18 protein-coding genes are annotated in these 18,349 nt (G+C 70.5%); 8 read left to right on the forward strand and 10 right to left on the reverse strand.

Going from position 1 to position 18,349, the window contains the following annotated elements; translation table 11 throughout:
• Positions 1–58 precede the first annotated feature (58 nt).
• The 4 genes from OG589_RS38800 to OG589_RS38815 form a co-directional block, all read right to left on the reverse strand.
• On the reverse strand, positions 59–631 hold the full coding sequence (locus OG589_RS38800) for a hypothetical protein (protein ID WP_405143536.1): 573 nt from the start codon (positions 629–631) through the stop codon (positions 59–61).
• A 304-nt stretch (positions 632–935) separates the two neighbouring features.
• Positions 936–1,511 (reverse strand): hypothetical protein, encoded by a 576-nt coding sequence (locus tag OG589_RS38805; protein ID WP_405143538.1) that lies wholly within the window; start codon positions 1,509–1,511, stop codon positions 936–938.
• 75 nt (positions 1,512–1,586) lie between these two features.
• Positions 1,587–2,600 (reverse strand): S-adenosylmethionine:tRNA ribosyltransferase-isomerase, encoded by a 1,014-nt coding sequence (locus tag OG589_RS38810; protein WP_405143539.1) that lies wholly within the window; start codon positions 2,598–2,600, stop codon positions 1,587–1,589.
• Positions 2,597–3,298 carry an SDR family NAD(P)-dependent oxidoreductase gene (locus tag OG589_RS38815; protein ID WP_405143541.1) on the reverse strand — a complete coding sequence of 234 codons (702 nt, stop codon included), beginning with the start codon at positions 3,296–3,298 and terminating at the stop codon, positions 2,597–2,599. Before OG589_RS38815 ends, OG589_RS38810 begins: the two co-directional genes overlap by 4 nt.
• Before the next feature lie 186 nt (positions 3,299–3,484).
• Between OG589_RS38815 and OG589_RS38820 the strand changes: the two genes are divergently transcribed.
• Positions 3,485–4,642, forward strand: coding sequence for a GAF domain-containing protein (locus OG589_RS38820; RefSeq protein ID WP_405143542.1), 1,158 nt, complete (start codon positions 3,485–3,487; stop codon positions 4,640–4,642).
• Positions 4,639–5,295 (forward strand): response regulator, encoded by a 657-nt coding sequence (locus OG589_RS38825; protein ID WP_405143544.1) that lies wholly within the window; start codon positions 4,639–4,641, stop codon positions 5,293–5,295. The genes OG589_RS38820 and OG589_RS38825 overlap by 4 nt, the downstream gene beginning before the upstream one ends.
• On the opposite strand, the gene OG589_RS38830 is transcribed toward OG589_RS38825, so the two are convergent.
• Complete coding sequence (locus OG589_RS38830; RefSeq protein WP_405143545.1) at positions 5,277–6,071, reverse strand: hypothetical protein; 795 nt, start codon at positions 6,069–6,071, stop codon at positions 5,277–5,279. The two genes, OG589_RS38825 and OG589_RS38830, sit on opposite strands and share 19 nt — an antisense overlap.
• A 134-nt stretch (positions 6,072–6,205) precedes the next feature.
• On the opposite strand from OG589_RS38830, the gene OG589_RS38835 reads away from it, so the two are divergent.
• The 4 genes from OG589_RS38835 (at position 6,206) to OG589_RS38850 (ending at position 9,161) form a co-directional block, all read left to right on the forward strand.
• Positions 6,206–7,000: an ABC transporter ATP-binding protein gene (locus OG589_RS38835; protein WP_405143547.1), complete on the forward strand. Its 795-nt coding sequence runs from the start codon at positions 6,206–6,208 to the stop codon at positions 6,998–7,000.
• A gap of 135 nt (positions 7,001–7,135) precedes the next feature.
• Positions 7,136–8,056, forward strand: a complete 921-nt coding sequence (locus OG589_RS38840; protein WP_405143549.1) for an SPFH domain-containing protein — start codon at positions 7,136–7,138, stop codon at positions 8,054–8,056.
• Between the two features lie 88 nt (positions 8,057–8,144).
• Entirely contained in the window at positions 8,145–8,903 is a 759-nt protein-coding gene (locus OG589_RS38845) for a sulfite exporter TauE/SafE family protein (protein WP_405143551.1), read from the forward strand.
• 30 nt (positions 8,904–8,933) lie between these two features.
• Positions 8,934–9,161 (forward strand): hypothetical protein, encoded by a 228-nt coding sequence (locus OG589_RS38850; protein WP_405143553.1) that lies wholly within the window; start codon positions 8,934–8,936, stop codon positions 9,159–9,161.
• A 3-nt stretch (positions 9,162–9,164) separates the two neighbouring features.
• Here the strand turns inward: OG589_RS38850 and OG589_RS38855 are convergent, their stop codons facing one another.
• The 5 genes from OG589_RS38855 to OG589_RS38875 all read right to left on the reverse strand — a co-directional run bounded on the left by OG589_RS38855 (position 9,165) and on the right by OG589_RS38875 (position 15,276).
• Entirely contained in the window at positions 9,165–10,106 is a 942-nt protein-coding gene (locus OG589_RS38855) for a Rieske 2Fe-2S domain-containing protein (protein ID WP_405143555.1), read from the reverse strand.
• A gap of 63 nt (positions 10,107–10,169) precedes the next feature.
• The gene (locus tag OG589_RS38860) at positions 10,170–10,781 is read right to left on the reverse strand and encodes an HD family hydrolase (protein ID WP_405143557.1); all 612 of its coding nucleotides are present in this window, start codon (positions 10,779–10,781) and stop codon (positions 10,170–10,172) included.
• Between the two features lie 60 nt (positions 10,782–10,841).
• Positions 10,842–13,022: a molybdopterin-dependent oxidoreductase gene (locus OG589_RS38865; protein WP_405143559.1), complete on the reverse strand. Its 2,181-nt coding sequence runs from the start codon at positions 13,020–13,022 to the stop codon at positions 10,842–10,844.
• 295 nt (positions 13,023–13,317) lie between these two features.
• A complete protein-coding gene (locus tag OG589_RS38870; protein WP_405143561.1) occupies positions 13,318–14,766 on the reverse strand; it encodes a catalase in 1,449 nt (482 codons plus the stop codon).
• Between the two features lie 93 nt (positions 14,767–14,859).
• Positions 14,860–15,276, reverse strand: a complete 417-nt coding sequence (locus OG589_RS38875; protein WP_405143563.1) for a Fur family transcriptional regulator — start codon at positions 15,274–15,276, stop codon at positions 14,860–14,862.
• 125 nt (positions 15,277–15,401) lie between these two features.
• On the opposite strand from OG589_RS38875, the gene OG589_RS38880 reads away from it, so the two are divergent.
• Entirely contained in the window at positions 15,402–16,544 is a 1,143-nt protein-coding gene (locus tag OG589_RS38880) for a CapA family protein (RefSeq protein ID WP_405143565.1), read from the forward strand.
• 70 nt (positions 16,545–16,614) lie between these two features.
• A complete protein-coding gene (locus tag OG589_RS38885; RefSeq protein WP_405143567.1) occupies positions 16,615–18,330 on the forward strand; it encodes an SDR family oxidoreductase in 1,716 nt (571 codons plus the stop codon).
• The last annotated feature ends 19 nt before the right edge of the window (positions 18,331–18,349 follow it).

Consider the following 18,349-nt stretch of genomic DNA (forward strand, 5'->3'; position numbering starts at 1 on the left):
CGCACCGGGCGCGAAAAGGCCGCCCGCGCGCCGGCGGGCGGCCTCGGAGATCGTACGGCTAGCCGACGACCGTGGTCTTCACCTTCTTGGTGAAGTACCAGCCCTTGATGCCGAGCCTCTTCAGCTCGTCCCTGCTGAGGTCCTCAGAACCGGTCGGCCAGTCCCAGCTGTTCACGCCGAGGTCCGCCTTCACGGTGCCCTTGACGCTCTTCTTGAGCTTGAACGAGATGGTCAGCCAGCTGTCCTCGCCCTTCTCCAGGACGTAGGGCGGCCAGCACCAGAAGCCGTCAGGGAAGAAGTCGCACTTGGTGCCCTTCGGGCCGTCGTAGTAGATGGTGCCGCTGATGCCCTTCGGCAGGATGCCGCCGAAGTAGAAGTCGTCAGCCTGCCAGGGGCCCTTGTTGAGGCCCTTGATCCGGTAGGTGATCATGCCGCCGCGCTTGACCTTCTTGGTCGCGGTCACCTTGACCGAGAAGGTGGAGTAGGGGTCGCCGGCGGCCTTGACCGTGCTGGTCTTGGCGGCGGCGCTGGTGGCCGGGGCGGCGGAGGCGGGGGCGGCGCCGAACAGCAGAGCGCCCGCGAGCGGGACGGTGACGACCGTAGTCGCGATCTTGCCAAGGGGGTGGCGCATGCACGTCTCCCAGGGGGGTCAGGGAACAGAGGCGGGAACTCGTGGTTCCCGGGCGGGGAACACGGGCTTGTCCAGGGGTGCGGACCGGAAAGTCCATGGGTAAACCGCAGTGTTTCTATCATGATCCACTGCGCCCTGACCACTCAATTAGCCTTTATCCGGACATTGTTCCTGAAATGCTTACAAAAAGCGCCCTGACGGATAGACGAGTGAAACGACCGCGCGTCCGGAGAAGTTCCCCGAACCAGACGAAGGAGCGGCCACCGCGTGTGCGGTGGCCGCTCAGGAAAGGGCTACATGAACGTTAGCGGAGGATCTTGGTCTTGAACGCGCGGTAGTTGAGCTGGTTCTGAAGGTCGAGCTTGTCCAGCTCCTCCTCGTTGGTGACGTCGACGCCCTCGGGGACGTCCACCGAGAAGTGGGCGAACTGGGCGACGGCCGTTCCCTTGGTGCTCTTCTTCAGCCACACCCGGATCTTGAGGGTGGTCGAGCGGTTCGGCTTGAGCGTGTCGAAAACGCAGAACAGGTCGCGGCCCGAGAGCCCGCAGTAGGTCGACGAGGCCTTTCCGACCACGCGGGCCTTGCTTGCGCCCTTGGGAAGCTGGCCGAAGACGCCGGCGAGGTCCGTGGGCCACTCGCCCTTGTTGGTGCTCTTCAGTGAATACGTGATGACGCCGCCACGCCGAACGGCCTTGTTCCAGACGACGCGGGTGTAAAGCGGTGACTGCGGGGCGGCGACCGCCTTTGTGGCGCTCGCGGGGGCGGCCGTGACCGCGGTGGTGGCCGCTGCGGTGTCCGCCGACGCGGGAATGGCGAGCGAGGCGCCCGCCAGGGACCCGGCGAGGGTGAGTGCGGCAAGTGCGGAGAGGTGCCGACGCATGGGTGATCTCCCGTAGAAGTGGCTCGAATGGACGCGATCCAGCATCGAGCTATCGACTTGGAACGTCCTTGTGCATCACTTTATGCGGATTTGATGCGGTGTGATCATGTGAAGGTCACCGAATTCATGCCACAAGTACTCTTCGCGGAGCGCTTCCTCGTACGACCTGGACAAAAGCTCCTCGCCCGCGATGGCCGACAGCATCATGAGATGGCTGGAACGGGGCTCGTGCAGTCCGGTGATCAGCCCGTCCACCGCATGGACGCCCACGGCGGGCGTGACGATGTGCGAGGTCCAGCCCTCGGCCGCGCGCACCTCTCCCGTGCCGGACAGCACGGCCGTCTCCAGAGCCCGCACGACCGTCGTGCCCACGGCGATGACCCGGCCCTCGGCCTGGTTGACCAGGCGCGCCGTCTGCGGTGACACCGCGAAGCGCTCGGGGTAGGGCGGTTCGTCCTTCTCCGGCGAGGCGACGCCGGTGTGCAGGGTGATCGGTGCGACCACGATGCCCCTGCTGACGAGGGCGGTGACCAGTTCGTGGCTGAACGGCCGCCCGGCGCTCGGCATCTCGGCGCTGCCCGGCCGCACGCCGAAGACGGTCTGGTAGGCCGACAGCGGCCAGTCGCGCTCCACGTAGGAGTACCGGATGGGCAGCCCGTACTCCCTCAGGTAGCTCGGGACGTCCCGGTCGACGGTCGCCCGCCAGAGTCTCGGCGTCTCGCGCTCCAGCAGGCGCAGCGTGGCGCCTCCGGGGAGCGGCAGCCACTCCCCGGGCTCCCCTCCCGCGTACGGCCCTGTGGCGGACCCTGAGCGGCGCCGCAGCTCCACCAGCCACGAGCCGTCCTGGCGCTCGGTGGAGAAGTGCACGGCGAGCCGGTCCAGCGGCACGGCCGCGGGCAGGGTCGCCGAGTCGTTGACCACGAGCACGTCACCGGGACGCAGCAGGTCGGGCAGGTCGGTGAAGGTGTGGTGGGTGACTGAGCCCGCGTCGGTGCCGGTCACCATGAGGCGTACGGCGTCGCGCGCCAGTCCGCGCGCCTCCGGCGGCTCGTGCGCCTCGCGGACCCTCGGCAGGTCGAAGGCGATCACCGGGTCACCCGGCCGCTCTCGGGCCGCCTCTTGACCAGGTCGACCAGGAACTGGGCCACGGTATCCGGATCGGCCGCGCTCGCCGCGTCCCGCTCGCCGATGGCGTCCGCCAGCATGCGCGTGCGCATCTCCCCGGGGTCCACCCACCAGACGGCGAGGTCGGGCTCCTCGACGGCCAGCACGTGGGAGAGCTGGTCGAGCGCGGCCTTGGTCAGGCCGTAGCCGCCCCAGCCCTCGTACGCCTCCACGGCGGCGTCGGAGGAGATGTTGATCACGGCGCCCCTGTGCTCGCGCAGCCCGCGCAGCGTCGCCTGGATCAACCCGAGAGGCGCGAGCACGTTGGCCGCGAGGGCTTCGGAGAGCGTGTCCAGGGGGTAGGCCGCCAGCGGGGGCAGCGGCACGGCTCCGAGCGAACCGGCGTTGTTCACCAGCAGGTCCAGGCCGCCCAGCTCGTGTACGGCCTGTGCCAGGCGCTCGCGGTGCGCCGGGTCGGCGACGTCGCCGGCCAGTGCCGTCGCGCCGGTCTCCCGCGCGGCCTCCGCGAGGTCGGCGGCGCCGCGCGCCGTGACGACCAGCCGCCAGCCGTCTGTGGCGAGGGCGCGGGCCAGGGCGAGTCCGAGACCGCGCGAGGCCCCGGTGACCAGGGCCGTGGGCCGGGACCGCGCGGGAGTGCCCGCCGGGGACGGGGTGCCCGTCACCGGCCGAGTGTCTGGGGTGGGTCGGATGTCTTCAGCCATGGCCACGACGCTAGGAGCGGGGCGCCCGCGGGACATCGGGCCTCCGGTCCCTCCCGCCCGGGCTCATAGACCTAGGCGGCGCGGTGGTACGGACCTAGGACCATCGGCCGAGCCGCCCCAGGTGGCCGCCGCGCCTACAGTGTGGTCGTGACGACCGAACCGGCCACAGAGCATGACACCGGGCGCGACATCGAGCGCGACGCCGTGCTGCACGCGGTCAGCTCCGCGGTGCTCGCCGTCACCCGGCACCTCTCGGTGCGCGAGGTGCTCCAGGTGATCGTGCGCTCGGCGCGCACGCTGCTCGCCGCCCGCTACGCCGCGCTCGGCGTGCCCGACGACGACGGCTCGTTCGCGGAGTTCGTCGCGGACGGCGTCAGCGACAAGCAGTGGGACGCCATCGGCCCGCTCCCTCGCCAGCACGGCATGCTGGCCGCGATGCTCCAGGAGGCGGCTCCGGTGCGCCTGCCGGACATCCGTGAGGACCCGCGCTTCGAGTGGTGGCCGGCAGCGCACCCGGTGCTCAAGGATTTCATCGGGGTGCCGATCCGGGACGCCGACCAGATCCTCGGCATCATCTTCCTGTCCAACAAGCGCACGCCCGGCGGATTCACCCAGGAGGACCAGGATCTGCTCACCCTCTTCGCGGCGCACGCGGCGATCGCCCTGACCAACGCCCGGCTGTACGAGCGGAGCCGCGAGCTGACGATCGTCGAGGAGCGCACCCGCATGGCGCGCGAGCTGCACGACGCCGTGACCCAGAAGCTCTTCTCGCTGCGGCTCACGGCCCAGGCGACCGCCTCGCTGGTCACCTCGGACCCGCAGCGGGCGATGGCCGAGATCGAGCGCGTCCAGCGGCTGGCGGGAGAGGCGCTGGCCGAGCTGAGGGCGGTGATCGTCGAGCTGCGCCCCGCCGAGCTCGACCGGCACGGGCTGGCCGAGACACTGCGCAAGCACGTCACCCTGCTCGACCGCCTGTATCCCGTGACGATCACCTTCGCGTCCGCACCGTCCGGCGACCTGCCCCCCGCGACGGAGGTGGCCGTGCTGCGGGTGGCCCAGGAGGCCCTGCACAACGCGCTCAGGCACGCGAACGCGTCGTCGATAGAGGTGTGCCTCCAGGCCGAGGGATCGCGCCTCACGCTGGAGGTCAGGGACGACGGAGACGGTTTCGAGGTCGAGACGCCCGCCTTCCGCGGCCTCGGGCTCGTGTCGATGAGAGATCGGGCCGAGGCGGCCGGCGGCTCGCTGCTGGTGTCCTCGGAGCAGGGCGCGGGGACGGTCGTCCGGCTGGAGGTGCCCGCGTGATCCGTGTTCTCATCGCGGACGACCACCCCGTCGTGCGCCAGGGCCTGCGCACCTTCCTCGACCTGCAGGACGACCTCGAGATCGTGGGCGAGGCCGCGGACGGGGCCGAGGCCGTCGCCCTGGTCGCGTCGCTGGCCCCCGACGTGCTGCTGCTCGACCTCAAGATGCCCGTGCTGGACGGCCTGGGCGCCCTGCGCGAGCTGTCCGAGCGCGGCCTCGACGTACGGGTGATCGTGCTGACCTCGGTGAGCGACAGGGGCGACGTGGCCCCCGCCATGCGCTCGGGGGCGTCGGGCTTCCTCTACAAGGACGTGGACCCGGCGGCGCTCGTGCAGGCCATCCGCGCGGTGCGCGGCGGCCAGGTGCTGCTGGCGCCCGAGGCGGCGGAGGCCATGCTGACCGGGCTGGACGTGCCGGCCGGCACGGAGGCCCCGGCCGAGCACGCGCCCATCGCCGTGCTGACCGAGCGCGAGCGCGAGGTACTCGCGCTGATCGCATCAGGACGGTCGAACCGCGAGATCGCCAGGGAGCTCGTGGTGGCCGAGAAGACCGTCAAGACCCACGTCTCGAACGTGCTGATGAAGCTCGGCGTACAGGACCGCACGCAGGCCGCCCTGTACGCCGTGCGTCACGGCTACGCGCCGCGCGGATGAGCGTTGTCCGGCCGGGGCCGGGAGCCGCCGGGAGGGGTCCTCAGCGAGTCGGGCGAGTGACGGGCCTCGATGATCGCGTGGTGGGCGGCCACGCGGGCGCGGCGTACCGCGCGGTCGAGGTCGCGCAGGGCCTCGTCGCGTACGGCGATCTGCCCGGAGGTGAGCCCGCGCTCGTCCGCGACGCGCAGCACCGAGGCGAGGCGCGCCGTGAGGGCGGCCACCCTGTGGGCACGGGCGGGGTATCCCGGGGCGAGGCCGTCGTCGGTGGTGCTGATCGAGGGCTGGGCCTTGGCCGGGCCTTCGACCGACAGCAGCGCGTCGGTCGCCGAGCGCATGGCCATGGTGAGCGCGTGCTCGGCGTCGGTGAGGCCGGGGAGGTCCGGCGCGGCCGTGCCCGCCTCCATCGAGGTCCAGCGGACTCCGGAGTAGGACGAGCCGCGACGGTCGAGGGAGGGGACCAGGCCCAGGGACCTGCCGGGGAGCACGGCCGTGGCCGCCTGCCCGGCGTCCACGGCGGCCATGTTGAACGGGGGAGGGCCGGTCAGGCCGAGCGGGTCGCCCGCGGCGGGAAGAGCCAGGCGCAGGGCGCTAAGGCCCTCGACGCGCAGGTCGGCGAGGAACCGGCGCAAGGGGGTGTCGGTCACCTCACTCGAGACGACCTGTGGTCCCGCCGCGCGCTCCAGCCGGTCGACGGCCTCGTCCAGGCCGACATGTCCGGCAAGCCAGGCGTTGCCCCATGCGACCAAGGTGGCGGAGATCGGTGAATCGGGGTGCACCGAACCACGATATGCGCTGATGCTGCAATAGGTTTGGTCCGGAGGGACACTGGGCGGGGCGACTCGCCCGGTGGCGCCGGGTTGATCCGGATGAACCGGGTTGATCCGGGTGAACAGGTCAGGAGGTATTCGGGATGGGTGGTCAGGTGCTTCGGCTCCAGGACGTCGCCGTCCGCAGAGATGGCGCGGCCCTGCTGCGGGGCATCGACTGGACCGTCGAGGAGGACGAGCGCTGGGTCGTGATCGGCCCCAACGGGGCGGGGAAGACGACGCTGCTGCAGGTCGCGGCGGCTCTTCTCTATCCCAGCGAGGGCTCGGTGGAGATCCTCGGCGAGCGGCTCGGCCAGACGGACGTCTTCGACCTGCGGCCTCGCATCGGCCTCGCCAGCGCCGCGCTGGCCGAGAAGGTGCCGCCGGAGGAGAAGGTCATCGACCTCGTGCTCACCGCGTCGTACGCCATCCTCGGCCGCTGGAACGAGGAGTACGACTCGGGTGACGTCACGCGCGCGGTGGAGCTCATCGACCAGCTCGGCTGCGCCCATCTGATCCGGCGGAAGTTCGGCACGCTGTCCGAGGGCGAGCGCAAGCGCGTCCAGATCGCGCGGGCCCTCATGCCCGACCCCGAGCTGCTGCTGCTCGACGAGCCGGCGGCCGGGCTCGACCTCGGCGGCCGTGAGGACCTCGTGCGCCGCCTGTCGGCGCTCGCCTACGACGCCAAGGCCCCGACCATGGTGCTGGTCACCCACCACGTGGAGGAGGTGCCGAGCGGGTTCACGCACGTGCTGCTGCTCCGCCACGGGTCCGTGGTGGCCCAGGGCCCGATCGAGTACGTCATGACCGCCGACAACCTCTCTCGCACCTTCGGCGTGCCCCTGAGCCTTGAGCGCAGCGCGGACGGCCGGTGGTACGCCCGCGCGCTTCCGGGGTGATCGGGTAAATCGGCCACGCGGGCGGATGATTTTCGATTCGAGCCGATTCACCCGCGTGGTTATCGAACAAGTAAAGGCCAAACCAAATATCATTCCGGCCGGGGGCTCATCGGATTCGTCGGGTCGGAGTGGCTCATGACACAACTTGTCGTCGCCATGATCGTGGTGGCCATCGCGGGGTTCGCTTTATATCGCACCATTCGCATCGTGCCGCAGGCACAGGCGTACATCATCGAGCGGCTCGGGCGTTATCACCGCACGCTCACCCCGGGGCTGAACATCGTCGTGCCTTTCATCGACGGGGTCAAGACCACCGTCGACCTGCGAGAACAGGTCGTCTCCTTCCCCCCGCAGCCGGTCATCACCTCCGACAACCTCGTCGTGTCGATCGACACGGTGATCTATTTCCAGGTGACCGACCCCAAGGCCGCGACGTACGAGATCGCGAATTTCCTCACCGGCGTCGAGCAGCTCACGGTCACCACCCTGCGCAACGTCGTCGGCGGCATGGATCTCGAGCGCACGCTGACCTCCCGCGAGGAGATCAACTCCGAGCTGCGCGGGGTGCTCGACGAGGCCACCGGCAGGTGGGGCATCCGGGTCAACCGCGTCGAGCTCAAGGCCATCGACCCGCCTGCCTCCATCCAGGACTCCATGGAGAAGCAGATGCGGGCCGACCGCGACAAGCGCGCCTCCATCCTGTCGGCCGAGGGGCAGAAGCAGTCGGCGATCCTCACGGCGGAGGGCGAGCGGCAGGCCGCCGTCCTCAGGGCGCGCGGGGAGGCCGAGGCCGCCGTGCTGCGCGCGCAGGCCGACGCCGAGGCCCAGGCCATGCGGGCCAAGGGCCAGGCGGACGCCATCGCGATGGTGTTCCGGGCCATCCACGAGGGAAACCCCGACCAGCAGTTGCTCGCCTACCAGTACCTCCAGACGCTTCCCGAGATCGCCAAGGGCGACGCCAACAAGCTCTGGATCGTGCCCTCCGAGATGGGCAAGGCCCTTGAGAGCCTGGGCGGTCTCTTCTCCCAGCCCAAGGAGGGCCCTCCCGCCCGGTGAGCGCCCGGTGGGCCGTCCGGTGTGACCCCTCCCCGCCGGCTGGGTACGGGTGCCGCCTACCATCGGGCGAAGCCGTACGAAAGGTGGCATGTTGACACCGTGGGAGGTGGTCGCGGTCCTCGCGGCCGGGTTCGCGGCCGGGGGCATCAACGCCGTGGTCGGGTCGGGTTCGCTGATCACGTTCCCGACGTTGCTCGCGCTCGGGTATCCGCCGATCGTCGCGAACGTGTCCAACAACGTCGGGCTCGTGGCGGGCAACGTCACCGGCGTGCTGGGCTACCGGGCCGAGCTCAAGGGCCAGCGAGAGCGGCTGCTGCGGCTCGCCGTGGGCTCGATGGTCGGGTCGCTCGCGGGAGGCCTGCTCCTGCTCTCCCTGCCCGCCAAGGCCTTCCAGGTGATCGTCCCCATCCTGATCGCGCTCGCCTGTGTGCTGGTCGTCGCGCAGCCCCGGCTCAACGCCTGGCTCTCCAAGCGGCAGGACAGCCCCCACCCGCACGGCGGGCCGTGGCTCTGGCTCGGCGTGTTCGGAGCGGGGGTCTACGGCGGCTACTTCGGCGCCGCGCAGGGAGTGGTGCTGATCGGGCTGCTCGGCATCTTCCTGGACGAGCACCTGCAACGCGTCAACGCCGCGAAGAACGTGCTGTCGCTGGTGGTCAACGGCACGGCGGCCATCCTGTTCGCGCTGATCGCGCCCGTCGACTGGTGGGCCGTGCTCCTGGTCTCGCTGGGCTCGCTGGTCGGCGGGTTCCTCGGCGCGCGCGTCGGCCGCAGGCTGCCCGCCCTGGTGCTGCGCGGCCTGATCGTGTGCGTCGGCATCGTCGCGATTATCAAACTGGTGTACGGCTGACCACACCCACAAGTGGGTATTTATCTGGACATGAAGGGTGACCGGGTCGAGATCGTCATAGACGCGGGCGATGCTCCGCGCACGTACGAGGTCGTGGCGACGAAGGCCGGGCGGCGGGTCGACGTCGCCACCCGGAGAGGCCTCGTGGAGGTCAGCGAGGTGACCAGGAGCGGTACGGCCGTGCGGACCGCCCGCTTCATGGCGAGCCGCATCCTCGCCCTCGTCGAGTACCCGGCCGCCGACCGCGAGGACGAATGAGCCTCAGACCTCGCGCGGACGGACCTGGACGATGCCGTCGCCCCTGATGTTGACCTCGAAGGCCGGCTGGGGCGCGGTGGCGGGCCCGTGCACCACGGCGCCGTCCTCCAGGCGGAACGTGCTGCCGTGCCACGGGCAGACGACGCAGGCCTCGTCGTTCTCCAGCTTCAGCCGCCCCTGGTGCAGCGGGCCCGCGAGGTGCGAGCAGCGGTCGGCGAGGACCTTCACCTGGGCACCGTGCCGCAGGACGAAGAGGTTGATGTAGCCCAGCCGGCGCGAGACCGGACGCCCGTCGGGCAGGTCCCACAAGCGGCACAGGTCATGCCAGCCGAGCGGCACGAGGTGCGTCGTCGGCTCCGCGTGGGTCGGCCCGGCCGCCATGCGGTAGGCCAGGTGCCCGCCGAGGTAGCCGCCCAGGCCCGCGGCGCCGAGGCCGGCGAACGCCAGCGCGCGCCCCGCCTGGTGCCTCCCGGACAGCCGCATCATGAGCGACCCCGAGTAGAGCCCGAGCGCCGCCAGGTTGACCATGGCGTGGACGAATCCCACCCTCTGCTGCTCCAGGTGCAGCATCGACCAGTCGGTGATGCCCGCGGCGGCGGCCGGGATGGCGCCGGCGATGCCCGTGGCCAGCACGGCCCGGGACGCCCGGGGATCCACGTCGATGAGGTCGAGCACCGCCGTCGCCGTCCAGCAGCCCAGGCTGATCGTCGCCAGCGGGGGGTGCAGGGGATGCCCGGTGGGCACGCCGTGCAGCATGTCCCTGAGCGCGCTCCCGGACGGGAGCCTGCGCCGGATCGTCTTCGCCACCGGCACGACCACGCGGTCGAGCGCCCTCACGTGCTCAAGGCGTTCGGTCAGGCCTACCGGAACGGACATTCGGCCGAAGCCGAGGGACTCCATGAGCGTACGGCGTCGCGAGTTGACGGCCTTCGAAGTTTCCTCCACTTTCGCCCCCTCTCGCCCTAGGGGACCTACCCCCCAGAACCGAAGAGAACACCGCGAAGGCGACTACGCGCGGCTCCGGGCCAGGTGGCCGCGGGCCACCGACAGCTCGACAATCTCGGCGGCGTAGTCGCCGAGGGCCGCTGAGCCCTCCCGGATGATCTCGACTTTCTCCATCACCTGATCGACGGTGACCCCGTGGCGCACCCAGCTTCCACCCTCGTTCTGATGGTTGGCCATCATCGGCGCCAGCCGGTCGAGAGCCCTCGCGAACCTCGCCTCGGGCGTCTTCCGCTCCTCGAACTCCTCCCACAGGGCACGCAGTGTGGTGGTCTGGTCCTCGGGCAGCAGGCCGAAGATGCGGTCCGCCGCGGCGCGCTCGGCCTTCTCCTGCAACTCGACCGCCGCGAGGTCGTAGATGAAGGTGTCGCCGGCGTCGATCTCGACGATGTCGTGCACGAGCAGCATGGCGCAGACGCGGTCGAGGTCGGTGCCGGGTGGCGCGTGCTCGCCGAGGACCATGGCCAGCATCCCGAGGTACCACGAATGCTCGGCGTCGTTCTCCCTGCGGGAGCCGTCCATCAGGGTGTTGCGGCGGAGCACACGCTTCAGCTTGTCGATTTCCACGGCGAAACCGACCTGGGCCAGCAGACGTTCCTTATCGGGCACGGTGGTCACGCGCCACAGCCTATTACCGGAAGCGCCCGGATTTGCCCAGGCCCGCGCCTTGACCCCCGATCAGGCGGGTGCGAGCGTCACCGGCACCCCGTTGAACACCGCGTTTCCCGACAGCGGATCCACGATCGACTCGTCCGTCAGCGTGTTGGCGCTCACCCCGGCGTTCTTGGCCGCCACGAGCTGCGAGGTGCCCGCGTGGCCCCAGCCGTGGGGCAGGCTCACCACCCCTCGCATGATCGTGTCCGTCGGTTCGAGCCGTACGGTGAGTTCGCCGGCCGCCGACCGTACGACCGCCTGCTCGGCCAGCCCCAGCTCGGCGGCGTCCTGCGGGTTGATCTGCAGCGTGCAGCGGTTGGTGCCGCCCACCAGCGGCGCGACGTTGTGCATCCAGCTGTTGTTGGAGCGCAGGTGCCGCCGTCCGATGAGGACGAAGCCGCCGGCCTCCCTCGCGAGCGCCTCGCGGAGCCGTCCGACGTCGGCCAGGATCGGGTCTGGGGCCAGCTCGACGGCCCCTGAGGCGGTGCTGAGGATGCCGGGGAGCCGGGGCCGTAGCGGGCCGAGGTCGATGCCGTGCGGGCTCTCCAGCAGCCGCGCCAGGGACAGGTCATGGCCGTCGTCCCCGCCCCAGCCGCCGTACGGGCCGAGGCGCAGCATCGCGTCGAGGCGGAGCTCGGCCCCGCTGGAGCCGGTGAGCAGGGCTCGCAGCTCCGCCGGGTCGCGCCCTTCGACGGGTGACCCGGGCGTTTCCGTCGCCTTGCGGAGCATCTCGCCGAGGATCAGCTCGTCCAGGGCGGAGGGGTCGGCGCCCGCGCCCTGCCCGGACGCGATCATGGCGAGCCGCGCGAGTATGACCGCCTCGGTGGGCCGTCCCGGCTCCAGGGAGACCACGGGCGGCGAGTAGCGCGTGTAGTCGCGCACGGCGAAGCCCAGCAGCGCGAAGTCGTAGTGCCCCGCCTGCGTCACGCGCGGCGGAGGCAGGATGACGTGGGCGTGCCGCGTCGTCTCGTTCAGGTAGGGGTCGACGCTGACCATGAAGTCCAGGCCGGCAAGCGCCCGGTCGAGCCGCGAGCCGTTCGGCGCCGACAGCACCGGGTTGCCCGCGACCGTGATCAGCGCCCTGATGCGCCCCTCACCGGGCGTCTCGATCTCGTCGGCCAGCGTGGCCACCGGCAGCTCGCCGTTGGCCTCGGGCATGTGGCGCACGCGGCTGTGCCAGCGCCCGATCGCGTACGGCTTGCGCCGGCGCGGGCCCTCGGTGGCCGGACGGGGGAACATGGCGCCGCCTGGCCGGTCGAGGTTGCCGGTCAGCACGTTCACCACGTCGACCAGCCACTGCGCGATCGTGCCGAACTCCACCGTGCACGTGCCGATGCGTCCGTACACGGCGGCGGAGGGCGCGGCGGCCAGCTCGCGCGCCAGCCGTACGATCAGCTCGGCGGGCACCCCGCACGCGGCGGCGCAGGCCCCGGGGGTGAACGCCGCCACCGCCGCCTCGACCTCGGCCAGCCCGTTCACCGGCACGCGCACGTTCGTCAGCTTCTCGGCGAAGAGCGTGTGGGCGATGCCCATCAGCAGGTAGGCGTCCGTTCCCGGGCGGATGAAGACGTGCTCGTCCGCGAGCGCGGCCGTGCGCGTGCGGCGCGGGTCGACGACGACCAGGCGCCCTCCCCGCCTGCGCAGGGCCTTGAGGCGTCCTGGGAAGTCGGGAGCGGTGCAGAGCGAGCCGTTCGACTCCAGCGGGTTGGCGCCCAGCATGAGCAGGTACGCGGTGCGGTCGAGGTCCGGCACCGGGATCGTGAGCGGGTGGCCGAACATCAGGCCCGCTGCCACGTGCTTGGGCATCTGGTCGGCGGTGCTGGCGGAGTAGACCTGCCGGGTGCCGAGGCTGCGGATCAGCGGAGCGCCGTACAGCGCTCCCGCCATCGTGTGGGCGCTCGGGTTGCCGAGGTAGACGCCGCGAGCGGGGCCGGGAACGGCGGCGAGGCCGCGCTCGACCGCCTCGAAGGCCTCCGCCCAGCTTGCCTCCCGCCACTCGCCGCCCTCGCGGATCAGCGGCACGCTCAGGCGGTCGGGGTCCTCGTCGAGCCGGCCGAGGCTCGCGCCCTTTGGGCAGATGAACCCTTTGCTGAAGGGGTCCGCGTCGTCCCCTCGCACTCCCACCACGTGGTCGTCGTCGTCCAGGGTGATCGTGAGGCCGCAGACAGCTTCACAGAGCGGGCACGTGCGGTGCGCCGTACGCATGGTCTGCCTCCTGAGCTTCGAGGGACAAACCCATCTTTACCGCGCATGTCGATCGCATGGAAGGGCGATTGTGGGCCGCAAACCCTGAGAATTCAGGACCGGCTTGGTACCGTGGTCCCGCGATCAGAGACGCCCTTCGATGGTTCTCGGATTCTGTGTTCTCAACTGTTCTCAACCCCCCGCCGGGCCGCGAGGTGGCAGCCTTCGGCCCGGCCTCTCGCGGCCGGAAACGGCCCAGGACGGCGAAAGGCCCGCCGGCACGGTTCGTACCGGCGGGCCGCCGCTCATCTACCGGTCAGAGAACGCCCAGACCGTTGGCGACGCTGTCGCCGAGGTCCTTGTGGACGTTGGTCCAGTACTCCACGACGCGCTTCTTCATGTCGCCGGTGACCTCCGGGGCGGAGGCGTGGCCGACGATGTTGCTCACGAGGTGGGAGCGGTCGGTGTCGGACAGGACGTTCTCCCACAGGGCGCGCGGCTGGACGAAGTCGTCGTCCTCCGCGTGCTTCTGGTAGGCGCTACGGATGATCTCGCCCGCCACCTGGTAGTTCTCGCCGGCGAAGAACGCCGGGTCGGCCGCGGGGCCGCCGGCGGTGTTCGGCGCGTACACCGGGTCGCCGGGGTTGCTGTAGCGCATCGCGCCGTCCTTGTTGTAGCTGTGGACGGGCGACATGGGCTGGTTGATCGGGAGCTGAAGGTAGTTCGCCCCGATGCGGTAGCGGTGGGTGTCGGGGTAGGAGAACAGCCGGCCCTGGAGCATCTTGTCCGGCGACGCGCCGATGCCCGGCACGAGGTTGGCCGGCTCGAAGGCGGCCTGCTCGACCTCGGCGAAGTAGTTCTCCGGGTTGCGGTCGAGGGTGAACCTGCCGATCGTGATCTCGGGGTAGTCGCCGTGCGGCCACACCTTGGTCAGGTCGAAGGGGTTGAAGCGGTAGTCCGCCGCCTCTTCGAACGGCATGATCTGCACGTTGACCGTCCAGGACGGGTGGTCGCCGTTCTTGATCGCGGTGTGCAGGTCGCGGATGTGGTGGTCGGCGTCCTGCGCGATCACGGCGCCGGCCTCGGCGTCGGTGAAGTTCTCCACTCCCTGGTCGGTCTTGAAGTGGTACTTCACCCAGTACTTCTCGCCGCTCGCGTTGTACCAGAGGAACGTGTGCGAGCCGAAGCCGTGCATGTGCCGCCAGCTCGTCGGCGTGCCGCGGTCGGTCATGAGGAACGTGACCTGGTGGGCCGACTCGGGGGACAGAGTCCAGAAGTCCCACTGCATGTTGTGGTCGCGCAGGTTGGTGTCCGCGCGCCGCTTCTGGCTGTGGATGAAGTCCGAGAACTTCGAGGGGTCGCGGATGAAGAAGATCGGGGTGTTGTTTCCGACGATGTCGTAGTTGCCCTCGTCGGTGTAGAACTTGATCGCGAAGCCGCGCGGGTCGCGCTGGGTGTCAGGGCTGCCGAGCTCGCCCGCCACCGAGGAGAAGCGGATGAAGAGGGGGGTTTCCTTCCCCTTCTGGAACAGGTTGGCCTTGGTGTACTGGCTGATGTCCTCGGTGATCCGCAGTACGCCGTGTGCGCCGCCGCCCTTGGCGTGCACCACGCGCTCGGGAACCCGTTCCCGGTTGAACTGGGCCATCTTCTGGATGACGTAGTGGTCCTGCAGCAGCAGGGGGCCGTTGGGGCCAACGGAGAGCGAGAACTCGTCGCTCGGCGCGGGAATGCCCGCGTCCGTAGTGGTGATGGGCCGGTCGGTCATCGCGCGGTCCTCCGGGTCGTCATTGATGGAGTACGGCTATTGATGGAGTACGGCTGGTGCCCTGAACTCCGTGTGAAGTGCTGGGTGCGGCGGTCAGTCGCCTGGGGATCGGCAGCCGGGGCAGATGCCCCAATAGATCACGTCGGCCTCTTCGACCAGGAAGCCGGCGGCGTCCACGGGATCGAGACAAGGAGCCTCCCCGGTCGCGCAGTCGACGTCGGTCACCGTGCCGCACCGGCGGCAGACGAGGTGATGGTGGTTGTCACCCACCCTGGCCTCGTAGCGGGCGGGACTGCCCATGGGCTCGATCTTGTGGAGGAGCCCGGCTCGGTGTAACGCGTGCAGCCCGTCGTAGACGGCCTGGAGGGACACCTGGCCCACTCGGTCGCGCACACCGCGATGGATGGCGTCCACATCGAGGTGGTCGCCCTCTCGAACGGTGTGCATGATCGCGACTCGGGCCGCTGTCACCCGCAGCCCGGCGTCACGAAGTCGCTCGATATCACCCACGACCTGCACCTTAGGCGCTAAACCTGAATCATTCAAGTAAAGGAATCCTCCCAGTTTGGCGAATGTCGATCGGACTGGGGTGGCGGTGTCCATCTACGGGCGGAAGATGGCATGCTCTTGGAGCGATGAGAAGTCACCCCGTCACGCCCGCCCTGCCCGACCCGCCGAAGATCCCCCTCGCCGGAGCGCGTGCCCGGCGTTTCGCCGCCGTCACGCTGGTGGCCTCGTTCGCCGCCGTGCCGGCCGCGGCGTGCTCGGCCGCGGAGTCGGCCGGCCCCGGGGCCAAGGAGACCGGTTCGTCCGCCCCCGCGTCGGCGGGCCCCAAGGACAAACCGCAGCGCAAGCCGTTCACCATCTCCTTCGGTGGTGACGTGCACTTCGAGGGCGTGCTCAGGAACCGCCTCGCCGCCCCCCGCACCGCCCTCGGCCCGATCTCCTCGGTGCTGCGCCGGTCCGACCTGGCCATGGTGAACCTGGAGACCGCCATCACCACGGGCGGCACTCCCGCGCCGGGCAAGCAGTTCACCTTCCGCGCGCCTCCGGCCGCGCTCACCGCGCTCAAGGCGGCCGGGGTCGACGTCGCCTCCATGGCGAACAACCACGGCATGGACTACATGCAGAGCGGGCTGCGCGACTCCCTCGCGGCGATCCGCGCCTCGAAGTTCCCGATCGTCGGCATCGGCAAGAACGCCGCGGAGGCGTACAAGCCGTTCCGCAGGACCGTCAACGGCAACCGGGTCGCCATCATCGGCGCCACCCAGGTGCTGGACTCCGAGTTCATCCAGGCGTGGACGGCCACGAACACCCAGGGCGGCCTCGCCTCGGCCAAGAACGAGGAGCGGCTCATCCAGGCAGTCAAGCAGGCGCGCAGGACCTCCGACACCGTGATCGTCCATCTCCACTGGGGCACCGAGCTGCAGAAGTGCCCGAACCCCGCGCAGCTCGCGCTCGCGCCCAAGCTGATCGCGGCGGGTGCCGACGTGATCGTCGGCGGTCACGCCCACATCCTGCTCGGCAGCGGCTACCTCCAGGGCCGCTACGTCAACTACGGCATGGGCAACTTCGTCTTCTACAACTCCGGCCCTGAGACCGGCGCGACCGGCGTGCTGACCTTGACGATCAACGGCAGGAAGGTGCTCAAGGACCAGTGGACTCCGGCGCGCATCAACGGGGGCATCCCGATCCCGGTGACCGGCGCCGCCAAGCAGCAGGCCGTGACGAGCTGGAAGGCCCTGCGGAGCTGCGCGGGGCTGGAATCCAAGGCCTGAGGCGGGCTTCCTTCACGTCCTAGCTTTGGACATGTTGTCCAACAGCCTTCCAGGGTGTGGAGTGGGGCGTATGCGGTTCATCGAGGCGGGCGACGTACGGCTGGCGCTCTACGAGGAGGGTGACCCGGCGAAGCCCACGATGCTGCTCGTCCACGGGTACCCCGACACCCACCGGGTGTGGGACGAGGTCGCCGGCCTGCTCGCGGCGGACTTCCACATCGTCCGGTACGACGTGCGGGGAGCGGGCCGCTCGTCGGCCCCGCGCGACACCCGCGGCTACACCCTCGACCGCCTGGTGGACGACCTCGCCGGCGTGCTCGACGCGATCGGCAAGGACACCGTGCACCTGGCCGGCCACGACTGGGGGTCCATCCAGGGATGGGAGGCCGCGCGGCGGTTCCCCCGCAGGTTCGCCTCGTTCACGTCCCTTGGGGGTCCCGGCCTGCACCAGTGGGCCGACTTCATGAGGAACGCCGGCAGGCGCGAGGTCGCCGGGCAGGCGCTGCGGTCCTGGTACATGGCCGCGTTCCAGGCGCCGGGGGTGCCCGAGCTGGCCTGGCGCACGGTGATGCCCCGGGCGCTCGCCCGCGTCATGCGGCTGTCGGAAGGCATCGCGCCGCGTGACGGCCACCCGGCGGACACGCTGGTCCGGGACGGGACGAACGGGGTCAACCTCTACCGGGCGAACATGTTCACCGCGCGCGACGTCGTGCCCGAGCCGTACGTCGAGGTCCCGCTGCAGCTCATCGAGGCCGAGAAGGACGTGTTCGTCTCGGCGCGCCTGCTCGCGTCCCTGCACCGCTGGGTGCCGCGCATGTGGCACCGTACGATCCCGGCCGGCCACTGGGCGCAGCGCGGCAGCCCGGGGACGGTCGCCCGCATGATCGGCGAGTTCGCCCGCCACATCGAGTACGGCACCGAGCCCTCCCGCGAGCTCCGGCGCGCGCGCGTCGCCGGGGTGCGCGGGCCGTACGACGACAGGCTCGTGGTGGTCACGGGAGCGGGAAGCGGCATCGGCAGGGCCACGGCCCGCGCCTTCGCCGCCCACGGCGCCGAGGTGGTCTGCGCGGACCTCGACCTCGACGCCGCCCGCCGTACGGCCGCCGAGATCGAGCGCCTCTACAGGACCGCCCACGCCCACCAGGTCGACGTCTCCCGCGCGGAGGACATGGAACGGTTCGCCCAGGCCGTGCGGGACGGGCACGGCGTCCCTGACATCGTGGTCAACAACGCGGGCATCGCCGTCACCGGCCCCTTCCTGGACCACGAGCTCGGCGACTGGGAGCGGACCATCGGCGTCAACCTCTGGGGCGTCGTCCACGGATGCCGCCTGTTCGGGCGGCAGATGGTCGAGCGCGGGGAAGGCGGGCACATCGTCAACGTCGCCTCGCTCGCCGCCTTCATGCCGTCGCGGCTGCTGCCCGCGTACTCGACGTCCAAGGCGGCGGTGAAGATGCTCAGCGACTGCCTGCGCGCCGAGCTGGCGGGCAAGGGCGTCGGCGTGAGCGTGATCTGCCCGGGGTTCGTCTCCACCGCGATCGCGAGCAACGCGACGTACCGAGGGGGAGACCGGTCGCTGAGCGAGTCGGCGCTCCAGCGGCGCGCGTACCCGCCGGAGCGGGTCGCGGCGCACATCCTGCGGGCCGTCCACCGCGACACCGCGGTCGTGCCGGTGAACGCGGAGGGCAAGATAGGGTACGCGCTGTCGCGCCTGTCTCCGGGATTGATGCGGGGGCTCGCCCGAATTGCGGCTTCCGATATAGGACGACTGGCCGGGAAGGACTGACCGCTGGACATCGAGGGGG

Origin of the sequence: Sphaerisporangium sp. NBC_01403, assembly GCF_045040145.1 — a bacterium.
GTDB classification, from domain to species: domain Bacteria; phylum Actinomycetota; class Actinomycetes; order Streptosporangiales; family Streptosporangiaceae; genus Sphaerisporangium; species Sphaerisporangium viridialbum.